This is a genomic window from Croceimicrobium sp. (genome assembly GCF_965228705.1).
Lineage (GTDB): Bacteria > Bacteroidota > Bacteroidia > Flavobacteriales > Schleiferiaceae > Croceimicrobium.
The window spans coordinates 2,521,275-2,535,942 of the sequence record NZ_OZ245832.1 but is presented as its reverse complement, the minus strand read 5'-3'; the positions used below and the strand labels follow the sequence as shown (position 1 = coordinate 2,535,942).

15 protein-coding genes are annotated in these 14,668 nt (G+C 45.3%); 3 read left to right on the top strand and 12 right to left on the bottom strand.

The window, feature by feature from the left end; translation table 11 throughout:
• Positions 1-5: 5 nt before the first annotated feature.
• Entirely contained in the window at positions 6-404 is a 399-nt protein-coding gene (locus tag ACO05P_RS11445; RefSeq protein WP_421750995.1) for a hypothetical protein, read from the top strand.
• A 32-nt stretch (positions 405-436) separates the two neighbouring features.
• On the opposite strand, the gene ACO05P_RS11440 is transcribed toward ACO05P_RS11445, so the two are convergent.
• On the bottom strand, positions 437-964 hold the full coding sequence (locus ACO05P_RS11440) for a hypothetical protein (RefSeq protein WP_421750994.1): 528 nt from the start codon (positions 962-964) through the stop codon (positions 437-439).
• Between the two features lie 320 nt (positions 965-1,284).
• Between ACO05P_RS11440 and ACO05P_RS11435 the strand changes: the two genes are divergently transcribed.
• Positions 1,285-2,439: a hypothetical protein gene (locus tag ACO05P_RS11435; protein WP_421750992.1), complete on the top strand. Its 1,155-nt coding sequence runs from the start codon at positions 1,285-1,287 to the stop codon at positions 2,437-2,439.
• Here ACO05P_RS11435 and ACO05P_RS11430 read toward each other — a convergent pair.
• From ACO05P_RS11430 to ppk2 (ACO05P_RS11415), 4 genes are read right to left on the bottom strand one after another with little or no spacing between them, the layout of a single operon-like run.
• Complete coding sequence (locus ACO05P_RS11430) at positions 2,436-3,107, bottom strand: alpha/beta hydrolase (protein ID WP_421750991.1); 672 nt, start codon at positions 3,105-3,107, stop codon at positions 2,436-2,438. The genes ACO05P_RS11435 and ACO05P_RS11430 overlap by 4 nt on opposite strands.
• A 6-nt stretch (positions 3,108-3,113) precedes the next feature.
• Positions 3,114-3,530, bottom strand: a complete 417-nt coding sequence (locus ACO05P_RS11425; RefSeq protein ID WP_421750990.1) for a hypothetical protein — start codon at positions 3,528-3,530, stop codon at positions 3,114-3,116.
• Between the two features lie 27 nt (positions 3,531-3,557).
• Entirely contained in the window at positions 3,558-4,334 is a 777-nt protein-coding gene (gene ppk2 / locus ACO05P_RS11420; protein ID WP_421754900.1) for a polyphosphate kinase 2, read from the bottom strand.
• 23 nt (positions 4,335-4,357) lie between these two features.
• On the bottom strand, positions 4,358-5,206 hold the full coding sequence (gene ppk2 / locus ACO05P_RS11415) for a polyphosphate kinase 2 (RefSeq protein ID WP_421750988.1): 849 nt from the start codon (positions 5,204-5,206) through the stop codon (positions 4,358-4,360).
• 120 nt (positions 5,207-5,326) lie between these two features.
• On the opposite strand from ppk2 (ACO05P_RS11415), the gene ACO05P_RS11410 reads away from it, so the two are divergent.
• Positions 5,327-5,728 carry a hypothetical protein gene (locus tag ACO05P_RS11410; RefSeq protein WP_421750987.1) on the top strand — a complete coding sequence of 134 codons (402 nt, stop codon included), beginning with the start codon at positions 5,327-5,329 and terminating at the stop codon, positions 5,726-5,728.
• Here the strand turns inward: ACO05P_RS11410 and ACO05P_RS11405 are convergent.
• From ACO05P_RS11405 to ACO05P_RS11375, 7 genes are all read right to left on the bottom strand, one after another.
• Positions 5,715-8,864, bottom strand: coding sequence for a M4 family metallopeptidase (locus tag ACO05P_RS11405; protein WP_421750986.1), 3,150 nt, complete (start codon positions 8,862-8,864; stop codon positions 5,715-5,717). The two genes, ACO05P_RS11410 and ACO05P_RS11405, sit on opposite strands and share 14 nt — an antisense overlap.
• A gap of 73 nt (positions 8,865-8,937) precedes the next feature.
• The gene (locus tag ACO05P_RS11400; RefSeq protein ID WP_421750985.1) at positions 8,938-10,653 is read right to left on the bottom strand and encodes a hypothetical protein; all 1,716 of its coding nucleotides are present in this window, start codon (positions 10,651-10,653) and stop codon (positions 8,938-8,940) included.
• On the bottom strand, positions 10,650-11,555 hold the full coding sequence (locus tag ACO05P_RS11395; protein WP_421750984.1) for an MBL fold metallo-hydrolase: 906 nt from the start codon (positions 11,553-11,555) through the stop codon (positions 10,650-10,652). Before ACO05P_RS11395 ends, ACO05P_RS11400 begins: the two co-directional genes overlap by 4 nt.
• Positions 11,545-12,042 (bottom strand): hypothetical protein, encoded by a 498-nt coding sequence (locus ACO05P_RS11390; RefSeq protein ID WP_421750983.1) that lies wholly within the window; start codon positions 12,040-12,042, stop codon positions 11,545-11,547. The genes ACO05P_RS11395 and ACO05P_RS11390 overlap by 11 nt, the downstream gene beginning before the upstream one ends.
• Positions 12,043-12,060: 18 nt before the next feature.
• Entirely contained in the window at positions 12,061-12,960 is a 900-nt protein-coding gene (locus ACO05P_RS11385) for a DUF1853 family protein (RefSeq protein ID WP_421750982.1), read from the bottom strand.
• A gap of 51 nt (positions 12,961-13,011) precedes the next feature.
• Positions 13,012-13,659, bottom strand: coding sequence for a trimeric intracellular cation channel family protein (locus ACO05P_RS11380; protein ID WP_421750981.1), 648 nt, complete (start codon positions 13,657-13,659; stop codon positions 13,012-13,014).
• A gap of 27 nt (positions 13,660-13,686) precedes the next feature.
• Complete coding sequence (locus ACO05P_RS11375) at positions 13,687-14,658, bottom strand: NAD(P)-dependent alcohol dehydrogenase (RefSeq protein WP_421750980.1); 972 nt, start codon at positions 14,656-14,658, stop codon at positions 13,687-13,689.
• Between the last annotated feature and the right edge of the window lie 10 nt (positions 14,659-14,668).

The window sequence follows — 14,668 nt, the reverse complement described above, 5'->3', positions numbered from 1 at the left end:
TCCCAATGTATCGATCGCTAAAACTTTTACTTACAATCCTTGGACTATACGCCATTCTCTCCAAAGTCTACTTCATATTTGTTTTGGCGGATGGCCTACAAAACATGGGTTTTGGGCTATTGATTCCAATAATGATGCTATTCCTGGTGGGCCTGTTTCTTTTTCAACTTTGGGGGCCTCGCTTAAAGAAATTGGGTAAGTCCGAAGGTATGTTGACCTTGTTTGCTGCTTCTTACTTCTACCTGCATTTTAGCTGGCTGGCTTTTTGGGATTTACTAAACAAAAGACCGGATGCTGAAATGGCAACTACAGGCTTTTGGCTAAATGACCTGCCAAACCTTTTGGCTTTGTTTTTTGGAGCTTGGCTTTTGATACTTCTAATCCGAAGACAACTGGCCCCTTGAGGGATACTTAAAACCCTCATTTCGGTAAGGTTTTAATGGAGATCCGTTTTATTCTCTTCCAGCAGTTTATAATGTTTTACGGCCTTTTTAATGGCCTTTCGCAATTCGTCAACTTTGCCAGAACCAATAAATATCCTTTCACCCCAGCTGGTTTCTACACTCATTCCATTGCGCCCCGAAAAGGTGAACTTCTTTTGGAGTAAGTAATGGTTATAGGATTTTTGCCAGCTACTTAAACGAGGAAAGGAAACAATCCGGATAAAGCTAATCTCGTCCCAGTGGATGATTCGTTTACTATGGTGAAAGGGCATCATTTTATATTCTATTCCCTTTTTGCTAATGGAGGTTTTTAAGCGTAAATGGCTAAGGAACCAAATTAGGGCCAGGCAAAGTACTACGGCAATCGCCCCTGGGAGCAAGTCCATAGCTTGAAATTTAATAGATGGACTGAGGTAAAGGCGAAGCAGCACAATGCATAGTAAGAGCAGGATGCTGCTAACTATCCATTTGGACTTAATTGATAAGTATTGCTGCTTTTCTTTAAACACCTTATTGGCCATAATCCTGGATTTGTTAATACTGAATTAACCTCAAGTTAATAATAAATTAACACTACGCAAAAAACTCGGCCTCCCAAGCCCTAAACCAGATCAAGGGTTTCATGGCTGAAACTTGCATTGGCTCTGCTATTAGGATCAAATTTTGAGCTTCCTTGAGTCGCTTAATTTCAACTGGATCTTGGGCGCTTTTTTTACTCTATTTCGAATAATGTCAAATTCTCCTCTTTCCCTCAGTCTTCATTCTCTTCAACATAATGGCTGGGTCTAAGTCCTTGACTGGCACCTTTTTCGCTGCTATGCGGTGAACAAAAAATTAATCTATGATGCGATTTTATCCCCTACTTTTTACCCTCCTGGTTTTAGGAGCGCAGGCCCGTGATCTTCAGATAAACCCCGGAATTCGCTTACCCAAAGACAGCCTTGAGGCCAGTCATTTGATTCAGTCTTTAGAAGGGTTTTTAGAAGCTAGTCAATCGGAGAATTCGGCCAATACCTATGTTTTACCAGCGGAGAAATTAGAAACCTATTTATTACTGGATGAGTTTAAAGGCATAGAAGCCAGTTCTTCTTTTAATGATGAACATTTCTATCAGCCCCAGCTTTGCAATGTTGCTCCCCTAGAGGAGGGGCAGTATTGGTTGCAAATTTCCTATTTCGGCCAAAAGGGAGATACTTCCATCCTGCGCGCCAGCTTTGATCTCATAGCCCATCCGGATAAAGATCAATTCAAATTTGCCTCGCCTCTAAAACGCAATACCCGACATTGGAAGGAGTTTAAGGTCGGCAAAAGCCAGTTCTTTTATCAAGATAGCCTCAATGAAGCCCACGCCATTCAATACGATCAATTAAGCACTCGCTTTGATGGCAACTTGAAATCCGAGAACAAGGCGAATATTGTTTACTGCTGTGAGAATTTAATTTCCATGGAGCGATTGCTGGGCCTCACTTATAAGATTGATTATAATGGCTATAATTCTAGTGTTTGGGCTGTTAATGAAGCGGGTATTAAAATTATGGCCCTGGCTAATGATAATGCCAGCTTCGAGAATTTTGATCCCCATGATTTATGGCATGCACGCCTGAGTATGGTGATCTCCCGTCGGGCGGTAGATCATTCCGTTGATGAAGGCTGTGCCTACCTCTATGGAGGTAGTTGGGGATATACATGGGATGAAATCCTAAAGGCCTTTAAAGCACAGATTGCTTCTGATCCAAGTATGGACTGGCGAGAGCTTAAAGAAAAACCACAGTACTTTCAAACGGGTGAGCATCGCAATTCAGCCGACTATATAGTGTGTGCACTGCTGGTTCGGGAAATTGAAGCTAAACATGGCTTTGAAGGCGTTTGGGAGTTTTTGAATATCGGCCCAAGAGAAAAAGGCAATGCCAAATTTTATCAAAAGCTGGAGCGCTTATTAGGGATTTCGGCAGAGCAGTATAATGCCAAAGTTTGGGAATTGATAGAACAGGCTTAGACCCTTTTTAAGGTTAACAATTCAGCTAGCGATTGTCTTATACAATCACTTACCGCATTCGCCTGGTCGTACACAATTAAATGACCACCATTAAGCAGTTTGGGTGCTTGGCTTCTTTGCTTAAAGGCCAGCACCCGATCTTGCTTTCCGTGAATTTGAACGAGCCTTTTCGGAACCATTTGGTTTTCCCATTTACCAAGTGCTTCCAGAGCCCATTTAATAAAGCTTGGATCCCCCTCTCGTATGATCGCTTTCAAGAGTTTCCGCTCCGAACTCCCAAAAATGAAGGCCATGATAGACGAAGGAAAATGCTGAAAACCCCAATCGGGTAAATAGGGTACCAGGCCCGAACGGAGTAACTTTCGAATATAGCCTGGCAAATCTTCACTGCAAACGATGGATGAAATGGAAATGGTAGCAAGGGGATTAAGATAATAGTTCATCTCAACGGCAATCATGCCCCCGAGGCTTAGGCCGATTAAAATGAAGGGCTCATGGGGATCAATAGCCTCCGACAGGCGTTTAGCATAAGCACCAAGGCTTTCTTTCTTTTTGGGAGGAATCCAGGGAATAGGAATCGAAGGATAATCCAGCTTTAAGAGCTTGAACACCCTTTCATCGGCTCCCAAGCCACTGATTAAATAAATTTTTGGTGAGCCAGTTTCCATTTTCAACTATCGCCTACCATCAAAATAACGTCGGTTCCAGGCGCCCTGACCTGCATTTTGATTATGGGTAAAATGCAGAGAATCTCCATCAAAGTGATACTCTAAATAACCATACAGGCTACCGCCATCCCAATCGTAGAGGCCCTCTCCTGAACTATGGATTTTAATATCCTTAAGGATATAAACATCTCGAGAATCGTAGTCAATTCTAAAGTTAAGGCTAGAGTCTCCAGAGCCCTTGCTAATTTTTACAATAGCATCCGAATATTTATAACTGCTTCCAGTAATAACATTACCACCACCTACTAAACCACCACCGATATAGGTACCCGTGTATTTTTCTAAATAAGAAGTTTCTTCCTCTTTTTTACAGGATAAGAGACCTAAACTGAGGCAGAGGAGAAAGATGCGAGCTTTAATCATGGCTAAGATTTTTAAAATTTGCGTCCTCTAGTTCCCTGTTGCTTGGTAAGGTAAGGATTTCAAAACATGCTCCAAAGCTTCCAGTCGGGCTTTGGTTTTTTGATCAGCTTGAATAATGATCCAGGGGGCATTCTCGGTATGTGTTTCCTTAAACATCCGTTCCTTATATCGGGTGTATTCATCCCAGAGACCTTGTGCCGCTTCATCAACAACTGTCATCTTCCAACGTTTTAGGGGGCTGCTTTTAATATCGGCAAATCGACGGGCTTGCTCCTCTTTGGTGATGGAGAAGTAAAATTTGATGAGGTAGGTGTCTGAGCTTTGCAGCATCCTTTCAAAGTCATTTACCTGGCCCATAAAGGTTTCATATTGCTCTTTTGTACAAAAATCATTTACTGGTTCCACCACCGCTCGGTTATACCAGGATCGATCGAAGAATACCATTTCCCCGGGTTTGGGTAATTGGTTCACATAACGCTGGAAATACCATTGACCGGCCTCTTCTTCTGTAGGTTTCGGTAAGGCGATAATGCGATAATGCCGAGGATTGATATGGGCGGCAATACGGCGAATAGCGCCACCTTTGCCAGCTGCATCCCGACCTTCAAAAAGGATGACTACCTTTTTTTGTTGACCAATTACCCACTCTTGCAGCTTAATTAATTCGGCCTGCAATTCCCGCAAACGCTGCTCATAATGAGCCAAACGCAGGGCTTTCAATACATCCGTTTTCTTATCCGCAAAAAGGTATTTTAATCCCAGAGGAGAATTGAGCAATTCGAGGTCGGCATCACTCAAGGCCATGATTTCTTTTTCTTTTGGGCTCATCAGATGTCAATTTGTTCAATATGTCGGTAATAGCGGGCAACTACATTGGGATCTGGTAATATGGTAGTAAGGCTTTTGGTCCTTCGATCCTGATAGGGAAATTTCGAGAGTACATAGCGAATGCTTTCCAAACGCGCTTCCCGCTTATTATTGGTTTTTACAATAATCCAGGGACTAAAAGTGGTGTGGGTCTTGGAAAACATCTGCTCCTTATAATGGGTATAGCGATCCCATAATTCCTGCCCCTTCATGTCCACCGGTGAAAATTTCCATTGCTTCAAAGGGTTTTTCATCCGCGATTTAAAGCGCTTCTTTTGTTCCACTTTGGAAATGGAAAACCAAAATTTAATCAGGATTACCCCATCTTCATAGAGCATGTGCTCAAAGCCGGGTACTTGCACCATAAAACGATCGTACTGCTCGGTATTGCAAAAGCCCATTACGGGTTCTACCACCGCTCGGTTGTACCAGGAACGGTCAAAGAATACGATCTCACCCGGATTGGGGAGCTCCTTAATATAACGCCTGAAATACCATTGCCCGCTCTCTACCTCGGTGGGTTTAGAAAGGGCTACTACCCGCATGGAACGCGGATTGAGATGTTCTACAAAGCGTTTAATCGAACCACCTTTGCCGGCAGCATCCCGACCTTCGAAGAGCACCGCTACTCGCAGCTTTTTCTTGGCTACCCAACGCTGCAAATTCACCAATTCGGTTTGCAGCAGGCGCAGTTCTTCTTCATAACGTTGATTGCGAATGATTTTACTGAGATCAGTTTCATTTTGCTCGGCAATCTGAACTAAATCCTTACGCTGTTTTACTTTACACAGCTCTTCACGAGTATACATGTATGATAAGGCTTGGAGAAAAGCCTAAGTTACGAATTAAGCCGCCCGGAGTGGCTCTAAATATTGGGCTTTTCGCCTCTATTTGCTTGGCGCAAATTAGTTGAGCCCTATCTTTAATGCATGTATAAATGGGCTTTTTTAGTTCTGCTGATTTTTAGTGCATGCAAAAGCAGTCAAGTGCAAAATGGGGCAAGGGATCCTGACTTTATTCGTATACGCTTTGAGGAAGTGGGAGGCTTTACTGGCGGAAGTGGTATGTATAGCTTGGAAGCCGATGGACGGGTCCTCAATAAGGGAGCAGAATTAAAGCAGCTTAGCGAATCCCAATTAAAGTCGCTTCAGGCGAAAGCCCAGGCCATCCGCAAATTAGCGCCGTTTCAAAGCTCTGGTCAGCACATCCAAAGAAGCATTTGGCTCGAAAGTCCCCAGGACACCTTAAGCTTTAGCTGGGGTTTGGAAGATACTGCGGCCAGTGCCCATGATCGACTTTACCACAGTTTGTACCAACTCACGATTGAATAATCATGCGCTGGGAATACTGTTTTCCCTCCGGACTGCGTAATAGCACGAAATAGGTACCTGCGGCCAGATCCGTGCTAAAGTTCCAATTTTGATCCCCGGCTTGGGTTTGAATACTGCGCTTGTTGATCACTCGACCTTGGAAATCCTGTACTTCCAATTCATAGGTACCGGCGGAAGCTTTTTCTAAGCGAATATTGAAATCACCATTATGAGGATTAGGATAGAGCGCAAAGCTAAAGCTGGCTACCTTAGGTTCTTTTAGACCAATGCCGCTGCTGCCTAAGTAAATATTATCGAGGTTGATAATATCGCCATCATTGGTGACCGAATTGGTACGCTTATCCACCAATAGATGGGTCTCAAAACAGAGCTCGAAATACTGCCCAGCAAAATCATCCAAATTCACAATTTGACTTTGGAAACCATCGCCATCGGGATTGCTGGCAATAAAGGTTCCGCTTACTGGCTGTCCATTGGCTAAAACCCGCAAGCTGCTGGTATAAGCGCTATTACTGGGCTCCGAACGTAAACGTCGGATTAGGCGAGTATAAGCCTGCTGCAAATCGAAGTTCAGTTGTAAGGCTCCTTCCTGACGGGCATCTACACAGGTGCAATAAGTGGAGCGGAAACTGGGGTTTACTTGCCAAACCGCAGTGTCATTCCGAGGAACCTCAAAAGGATCCGGATAATTAACCAGAGGGCCACCCACTATTTCCAGACCGCGATTACCGGTGCTGGCCACGGTATTGCGTCGACTGCTGCTATTATTGCCATGACGTATAAGCAGGGAATCGGCATAGGCGAAATCCTCAAAGCCGATTTTTCCACCCAGCAATTCATAGGGTTTTAAAACCCGAAAGTTCACAATGCGGTTGTTATTCAAAGTGGGATCGCCGCTGTAGACCAAGTTTAAAGTGAGGGTATAGGCACCGCGAGCATCCATATTCAAATAGGTGGAGAAGTCGAGATTTAGGGTGTCGCCATAATGTACGGTTCTGCTTAAGCTGGTGCCGATATTTTGACTGGCTGCACCAGATAAGCTGTAATCCAAGGAAATATTAGTGCCTACAGCCAGGCTATCGCAGCCCAGGAATACGGCCGATACGCTAATGTTCGTGCTATCATTTAACTCACAGCCCGAAATAGGATTGAGCACCTCCAGCAATTTCCATTCTGCATTCTGATAGCCCTCCTGACGGACCCTTTGCTCGTAGGTATTATTGTAAGTGAGGCTATCGCTGGATGTGGATATCGAGGCGAAGAAATCGTAATTACCCGTCAGGCTTAGATCAGCAGTTTGACTGTGTACGATATAGGCTACAGAATCCGGTAAAAGAGTATTGCTAATTACGGTACTCATGGTTTGCAGGAGCCCGCCATTAATGCTGTAGCTGAGGTTAATTGCCGTTCCTGCTGTAATGCTTTGGGCACAGCTATTATTGCGAATCACAAAAATCACATCTTCCGCAGCACCCAAACTGCAATCACGTTCGGGAAGCACCAAGGCATCAAGACTAAGATCATAATCGCCGGTAGGCTCTCCTACTCCCACTGCATACCAGGCATTGGTGGTTTGGATATACTCATTAGAGCAAGCGCCATAGAGGTCGATAGCCGATTGCATCGCTCCCATGCGCGCATCCCAATGGTCGGAAAAACGAGTGAGGTAATTGTCGAGATTATGGTAAGCGATATCTGCGGCCGTTTGATAACCGAGGCCTTCAATATCGTAACGGTCATTATTGTCGTTCACGCCAGAATCACCCTCAGTAAGCAGGTAGTACCAAAAGTTCTGAACCCCGGAATTGCTGTGTACATAGCCATTATCGAAAAAGAGACCCTGGCCCCAGTTATTGCCTTTGTAGGTATGGGGATGACTAAATTGAGCGGGATTTCGCAAATTCCGTAAGCCATTGCCGGTATTTAAAAAGTCTTCACCCATTTTCCAGTCGCCACCGGCCGAATCGTAGGCAAATTCAATCGCTACTCCGAAAATATCGCTGAAGGACTCATTGAGCGCTCCGGACTCACCTTGATAGATCAAATTGGCCGTGTATTCGGTAATACCATGTGTGATTTCATGCGCTACTACATCCAGGGAAATTAATGGGGTGGAAGCAACGCCATTGCCATCACCATAGGTCATTTCCTGACCATTCCAAAAGGCATTTACATAATTGGAATCGTAGTGTACATAGGAGATCAATGGTGAGTTTTGATCGTCGTAGCTGAAGCGATTGTAATGTTGTTTAAAGTAGCTGTAAACACGCTCTGCACCCCAATGCGCATCGGTGGCCGCCTCATCAAAATTGGCATTGAAATTATTCCAGTAATTGTCATCGTCGTAAAAGTCGATAGCGAAGGCTTTATTGGTGCGCTTTTCCATATTATAGGTGAAAATACCTCCACCACTAAGCGTATCTTGTAAGACATATTTCGCCGAATCACTATTGTAAAGGGTGTAAATAGTGCGGGTGCCTGAGTACTTGGTGCGTGCAGTTCCGGTATCCTGACTATGAATACGACTGATACTATGAATTAAGTTACCGTTTTGGGCATTGATATAAACCCAGTTGCGATCATAAGGCTCATAGCTGTAGACATCCTCCTTCCAGGTCAGTTGATATCGGTCGCCTTTCTTACTAAAATCTTTGTCGATAATAACCAAACTACCCAAGGGCCTGAGGGCATAGTCGGCTTCCCAGGAATACCATTGGGCAGGGAAATAATTCAAGGCCCTTTGCGATGCCTGCTTTTCACTTATCGCCGGTATCGGATTAATGTTTAAGCCTGTTACAATTTCCCCATTGGCCAGATATACAGCATTATTACGTAGGTGAATAATCAGCTCTCCCGCTTCGACAGGGATTCCTTGATGCATTTGCTGATAATGGCGATGCTCGGAACCATCCTTGCCATAGCTCACCCTTTGCAGCTCCAGGCGATCTTTTTCCCCCAATCCCAATTGTTGACGGTACTGCTCAATAAAGGCCTCGGCACTTAAGCTTTGATCGCCGGTATATCGATACCAACCGGCTGTTTCCAATTCTTCAAGTCCAGTGCTGTTTACCTGCTGGGCATAGAGGCCAAAGCTCATCACAAAAAGGAGGCCGACCATTCTCAATCGTACATTCATAGCGCTGAAAAATATAAGGGCGTGGAAGGTACACGCAATTCTTGAATTAGCATTTTAGTCCCCTATTGGTTCACTAAGGTCGATCGAGAGCCTTTATAAAGTTGCGATAAGTTTGGGCTTCTACACTCCAATCGGGTGGAGCAATATCTCCCCAGGCTTTAGGCACATCATGCATATTGAAGTAGTTGATCCCCGCAATTTCTTCGGCTGATTTTATCGTTTCGGCCGCCTTCAAAAGCCACTGTTCCTGAAAATCTTCGGGGCCCTTTACACCAAATTCGGTGATGAAGATGGGCTCGGGGGCTTGCCGCATTCGCCAGGACTTGCGTCGGTAAATTTGGGCGAATTGCTCCTGCTGGGTGGGGTCGGTAATATTCTTATCTGGTAGGCCATAAATGGCGATGCTGATATAGTCTACTTGATCGCTTCCGGGGTACCATTCCAAAGAACCGCGATCGCCAGCCGGTCCCCATACTTTTAGGATGCCCGGAATTTCTTTTTCAGCTCTCAACATCAAATAACGATAGGCATCGATGTACAATTTGGGATCTTTACTTTGCCAGGGATAGCGCTCAATGGGGATTTCCATTTCTTGGGAAAAGCGGAGGTATATCTGCCGTGGGAAATGTTGCAGGCTATCCAAAAGCTCTTCTAATTCCGAATCGTATTCACCCGCCAAGAGCTTTTCCAAACATTGATCATCGCGCTCAAAATTGCGATCTTCTATGGTCTCCAGGGTGAGAATTAGCTCGCGTCCATTGCGCTTTACTTTCTCCAATTCCTCAAAAAAGCCCTCCTTTTTATAGGTCGCTAGATTGATGAAGAGATGCTCGGCATTAATTCCGGCCAGGCCATCTAATTTTCGATCGGGATCATAAACTCCTAAATGGAAGAGGCTGTCCTCAGCGACCTTGGTTTCCGGGTGCTCAAAATATTGGCGATTGTAGAGATGGGGATTCGCTTTCTGAAAGGATATTTGCGATTGCCAGAGTTCTGGGCTTAGATCATCATATTGACCGGCTAATACCAGGCATTCATGATTAAAGAAACGCAGGCGATGTAAGCGGCGGTACACTTCATCTTCTAATTTCATTTTGGGATAAACCTCTAAAGGGATTTCCGAATGAGCGATGAGGGTGATGCTCAGAGCATCTACATAATCGGATCCGGGATAATACTCTTCCAAACCGGGATAACCTGCCGGCGACCAAAGCATTTTTACCTGCGGGGCCTTGGATTTCACTAAAGCCTGCACATGGCGAAAGGCATCGATATAAACGGAAGGATATTCTTGCCAGGGATAAAAGCGCCCGGGCACTTCCATTTGAGGATTGAAATTGAGGTAGACCTCTTGTTTCAGCGTAGCGAGCATTTCCGCTAATTGGATAATCTTTTGATCGTAAACGCCCTCCGAAACAGCAGTGAGGGGTGCACTGCGGTATACTGGCCAGTATTTACTTCCCCAACATTCCAGATCAATAATAAAAGAGGCTTGGGCCGGAAGGTCCTCAATTAGGGCTGTTGGAATTTGCCAGTCTTCACTCTGGTTGAGCTGTACATAGCGATGCGCAAAAGCGGGCTTTAATTCATATTGACTGTAATCCGCAATTTGGGTTTTAAGCAGCACTGCTTGATCGCGCTCGCCCCACTTATGACTGATGTATAAGTCCTTGGCATAGGAAGGGTATTTTACTTTAGCCCAAAGGAAAAGGGCCGAAAAAATGACCAGGCCAAAGGCCAGGGCCAGGAGAATAAAACGCCGCCACAGTTTTCGCCCTGCTTTACTCATAGATTAAAAATTTGTCCCTTCCAGGCTAAGCGATAGCCCTTGGCCTCCACTTCCTTAAAAGCTTCTGATTGTGGATTCCAAAGGGGATTGCTATGATTGAGATGGATGAAGTGAATCTTGGCTTTTTCCTCCGCATCTAAGGGATCGAAGAGGGCCATGCTTTCTACTACAAAGGGATGGGGAATTTCACTCATATCGCGGCCGGGTAATTCCTCGGCATTGTAAAAGGTCGCGTCCAAAAGAGCATAGTCTACCGCTTGCACCAATTCCACAATATCTTCATCCCAAAGCTGCCATTTATCGATATCTGGAATAAAGAGGGCGGTTTTGGATTTCCCTTTAATGATATAAGCTAGAGTCTCGGAGAATTCATCCCGATGGGGTACTTTAAAAACATAAATGCCGGCACTATCTAGCTGGGTAATAAGGTCTGCCGCTTTTAAGCTGGCTTTCTGGGGATGGAGCTTCAAATTTTGCAATTCGAATAATTGCGACCAGGGCCCATTTTGAGTCAGGAATTCGGCCATTCGCTCTCCGCAAAATAAGGGCAATAGATGAGTGTTGCAGGCTTCCCGACCGAAATACATCAAACCCGTATAATGACCAATATGGGCATGACTAACATAAACTGCCTTGGGTAAGCGGGCATAACCCTGGGGGATTAACTGAAATTGCTCGCTAATATCTGGGCTGGCTTCAATTAAGGTCCATTGTGCCGAATCTGGCTCCAGCCAGGCTAAGGAAACCACATTGCCTTTAGTGACTCCGGGCTGGCAACATTCTTTTTCGCAGCCTAGTTGAGGCTTCCCGGCATCTTGGGCACGACCCAATACCATGAGCTTCTGGGCCGAAAGTTGCAGGCTGCATAAAATGCCGATCCATATTCGAATATTAGGCTTCATAGCTTTCGGTATTTAATACTTGCTCTAGTTGCAACAGACTCTCATAGGCCTGACCCTGATCAAATACATCGATATAATACTTAGGTCGTATCCAAAGCTGCAAATGGGCATCTCTAATTTTAAGGCTGAGTACTTCACCAAAGCTGCGCCAATTGGCCTTACGGCGGATGCGAATTTCTTGATGATCCGAACTCAAGTCCACTTTAAATTCTCGCGGGGGAAATTTTTCCAAGAGGGCGGGATAGAGGCGCTCCAATTCTAATCCGGGAACCAAATAGGTTCGGCGGAAATACTTAAACACATCGCCGGGTTTTAGGCCTCGGCGGCTTAATTGGTAGGTTGCTCCTAAGGCCGAAATCAGGCTTACCGCGGCAATTTTCCAAGTGGGAACCACATCACCCATCAAAGGGCCAGTCACCAATTCGCCCACCACATTTAGGGCGAAGAAAAAGAGCAGTAATACGAGGATAGATCTTAAGGGGTACAAAGTGGCCTTTTGGCTAAGTTAATTATTTGCGGTTTTGGAATTGGGCCAGCCTTCAGGAATGATAAAATAGCGCTTTTCCTCCTTTAAAGAGTTTGGGTTTTCCATCATTTTAGCAATGAGTTGAGGCCTATAGATCCGCTGGAATTCCGTTTCTAATTCTTCTTCCAATTCTGAAAAGGAAAGGCATTCTGAAGAGTTTTTGGTGAAATAGGAGCCGATCCAATCCGGTTTTTTGAGAATGCAGAATCGGCCTTGGCTTTCCGAATAAAGTTCTTTAAGCTGATTAAGGCTGAGGAAATAGTATGGGGTCGCTTCGGCTTGAGCCTGATCTGGCAAAATCGGATTTTTGGCCCAGGGATAATAAAGCTCGCCTTTCAGAAAAAGTTCAGATTTGAGGTCTCCGTAAGCGGCTTTAATTTGGGGATGATCTGAAAGGGGTAATTGCAATTTGCGGAGCTTCTCCATCTTCCGACCCAGAAAATCACGGCGGCTGGGACCTAAAAAATTATGGTGATTGCCATCTTCACCTACCTGCAAATAATATTTCAAGGCTACCTCCCAATGCCGCTTTTGATCCTTTTGTTTATCGTAAAGGATGAGGTCTAATTCACCGCGAGTGATTTTAGCTTCGATAATCTGCACATTGGCGGCCAATACCTCATAGTGGGGGTCGAGTTCCAGAACGTATAAAATCAATTGCTCAAAATAGCGCCCCATTACCTGGGGAACCTGAGCTTCAAAATGCGCATTGACTTTAGCGCCTTCTTGATCCTGCTTCGCTAAAAGCTCGGCAATTAATGCTCGATGTTGATCATCGTGAAAATAGTGGGCAGAATCGGGTAAATCCAAAAATGATGGGGTGCTAAGTGCCCACCAAATACGGCGGAGATGTACATTTTGCAATGCTTCAGGAGCCATAGCCCTAAGGTAGGGGCAGAAGATGAGTCGACAATGGCCGGAGCTCAAAACTTAGTGCTCCTTGCGCCCCAAAGGTAAAAAGGGACTCTCCCAGCCATAGGCTACCGCCAGACTGCGAATAAGCACCACCACGCAAATAGAGATCAAGGCATTAAGAGCGGTGTTTACTTCCAATAGGCTACCCAACCAATAGAGCAATCCACCGGCCAGAGAGGCCAGGGCATAAATTTCTTTTCGGAAAATCAGCGGCACTTGATTGGTAAGCACATCGCGAATTACGCCCCCAAAAACGGCCGATACAATACCGAGCATTAAGGCAATGGGAATGCTAAGTTCCGCAATCATTGCTTTTTGAAATCCCAGAATAGTGAAGAGCCCCAAACCAATGGAGTCGAAAATGAAGAGGCTGCGGCGGATATGACTTAAGCGGGGATAGAACAGATAGCAGAGGATCATGGCCAAAGCGACAATGCCCAGGTATTCAAGGTTCAACATCCAACTTACGGGTGTGGCCCCCATTAAAACATCGCGGGTGGTGCCGCCTCCCAAGGCCGTTACAAAGCCAATAATAAAGGCACCTACTAAATCGAATTTTCGTTCTACCGCCGCCACTACTCCCGAAATAGCGAATACCAGGGTGCCTAATAAGTCGAGGACATAAATGAGGTCTTGCAGGGGCATGCCGCGAAGGTAGGACAAATGAAAAATGCTTTGCTTAGGAGCAACTTATTCTTGATCCCAGTGCATAATAAGATTGCCTATTTTTTGACCGGAACAGGCATAGTGATAAGCATCTTCTGCTTTTTCCGGCCTGATCTTTAGCGGATCCACCAGGCCCTTGAATTTACCCGCTGCCAATAATTTATGCATCTCCTTCAGGCTGCCGGGTATATCCTTGGGAATAGGGAAGTACACCTTGGACTTTTGCATAAAGGGCCGCAATAAAGCCAGCCATACATTGGAGGCATAAGGTCCTAATTCGGAAGAAACATAGGCGCCACCATGGTTGAGCAGATGCCTGCATTGGAAATAGCTGCTCTTGCCTACTGCATCCAGCACATGGGCGTATTTTTTGGAGCTTTTGCGAAAGTCTTCCGTCTTGTAATCCCAGTAGCTTTCCACGCCTTTTTCTTGCCAATAATCGCGATGACTGGCTGGCCCCACTGCATCAATGCGGATTCCACGGGCACGAAGAATTTGAATGGCGGCGGATCCTATTGCTCCGGTCGCTCCAATCACCAAAACTTTGGAGCCTTTTACCAAATTAAGGGGTCGTAAAAAAGTGAGGGCATAATGGGCTCCTTCGGCGCAGCAAAGGGCATCAACATAGGACTTTTGACCCGGTATATGACTGATGGCAGCGCTTTCTTTGATTTTCACAAATTGAGCTTGACTGCCCAGGCCTTCATCATTAAAGCCAAAGACATGATCACCGGGTTTAAAACCTTTGACTTCAGGACCCACCTCTACTACCTCGCCAGCGAAATCGCTACCCAGTATGGGATTACGGGGTTTGGGCCATCCTACAAAGAATCGAAATATAAAGGGCTTGCCTCCTAAGATGCCACAATCGGTACGGCTAATCGTGTTGCAATGCACTTTAACCAGTACTTCGTTTTTAGCAGCTTCGGGTTGAGGTACATCCTGGAGCAAGATGCGCTCCGGTCCTCCGTAATTCCTGCGGACTAAGGCTTTCACGAGGTGAATT

Excerpts from the sequence above, each read along its gene's own strand:
- ACO05P_RS11445 (WP_421750995.1), top strand. The coding sequence starts at position 6 with ATGTATCGATCGCTAAAACTTTTACTTACAATCCTTGGACTATACGCC.
- ACO05P_RS11440 (WP_421750994.1), bottom strand. The coding sequence starts at position 964 with ATGGCCAATAAGGTGTTTAAAGAAAAGCAGCAATACTTATCAATTAAG.
- ACO05P_RS11435 (WP_421750992.1), top strand. The coding sequence starts at position 1,285 with ATGATGCGATTTTATCCCCTACTTTTTACCCTCCTGGTTTTAGGAGCG.
- ACO05P_RS11430 (WP_421750991.1), bottom strand. The coding sequence starts at position 3,107 with ATGGAAACTGGCTCACCAAAAATTTATTTAATCAGTGGCTTGGGAGCC.
- ACO05P_RS11425 (WP_421750990.1), bottom strand. The coding sequence starts at position 3,530 with ATGATTAAAGCTCGCATCTTTCTCCTCTGCCTCAGTTTAGGTCTCTTA.
- ppk2 (WP_421754900.1), bottom strand. The coding sequence starts at position 4,334 with ATGGCCTTGAGTGATGCCGACCTCGAATTGCTCAATTCTCCTCTGGGA.
- ppk2 (WP_421750988.1), bottom strand. The coding sequence starts at position 5,206 with ATGTATACTCGTGAAGAGCTGTGTAAAGTAAAACAGCGTAAGGATTTA.
- ACO05P_RS11410 (WP_421750987.1), top strand. The coding sequence starts at position 5,327 with ATGTATAAATGGGCTTTTTTAGTTCTGCTGATTTTTAGTGCATGCAAA.
- ACO05P_RS11405 (WP_421750986.1), bottom strand. The coding sequence starts at position 8,864 with ATGAATGTACGATTGAGAATGGTCGGCCTCCTTTTTGTGATGAGCTTT.
- ACO05P_RS11400 (WP_421750985.1), bottom strand. The coding sequence starts at position 10,653 with ATGAGTAAAGCAGGGCGAAAACTGTGGCGGCGTTTTATTCTCCTGGCC.
- ACO05P_RS11395 (WP_421750984.1), bottom strand. The coding sequence starts at position 11,555 with ATGAAGCCTAATATTCGAATATGGATCGGCATTTTATGCAGCCTGCAA.
- ACO05P_RS11385 (WP_421750982.1), bottom strand. The coding sequence starts at position 12,960 with ATGGCTCCTGAAGCATTGCAAAATGTACATCTCCGCCGTATTTGGTGG.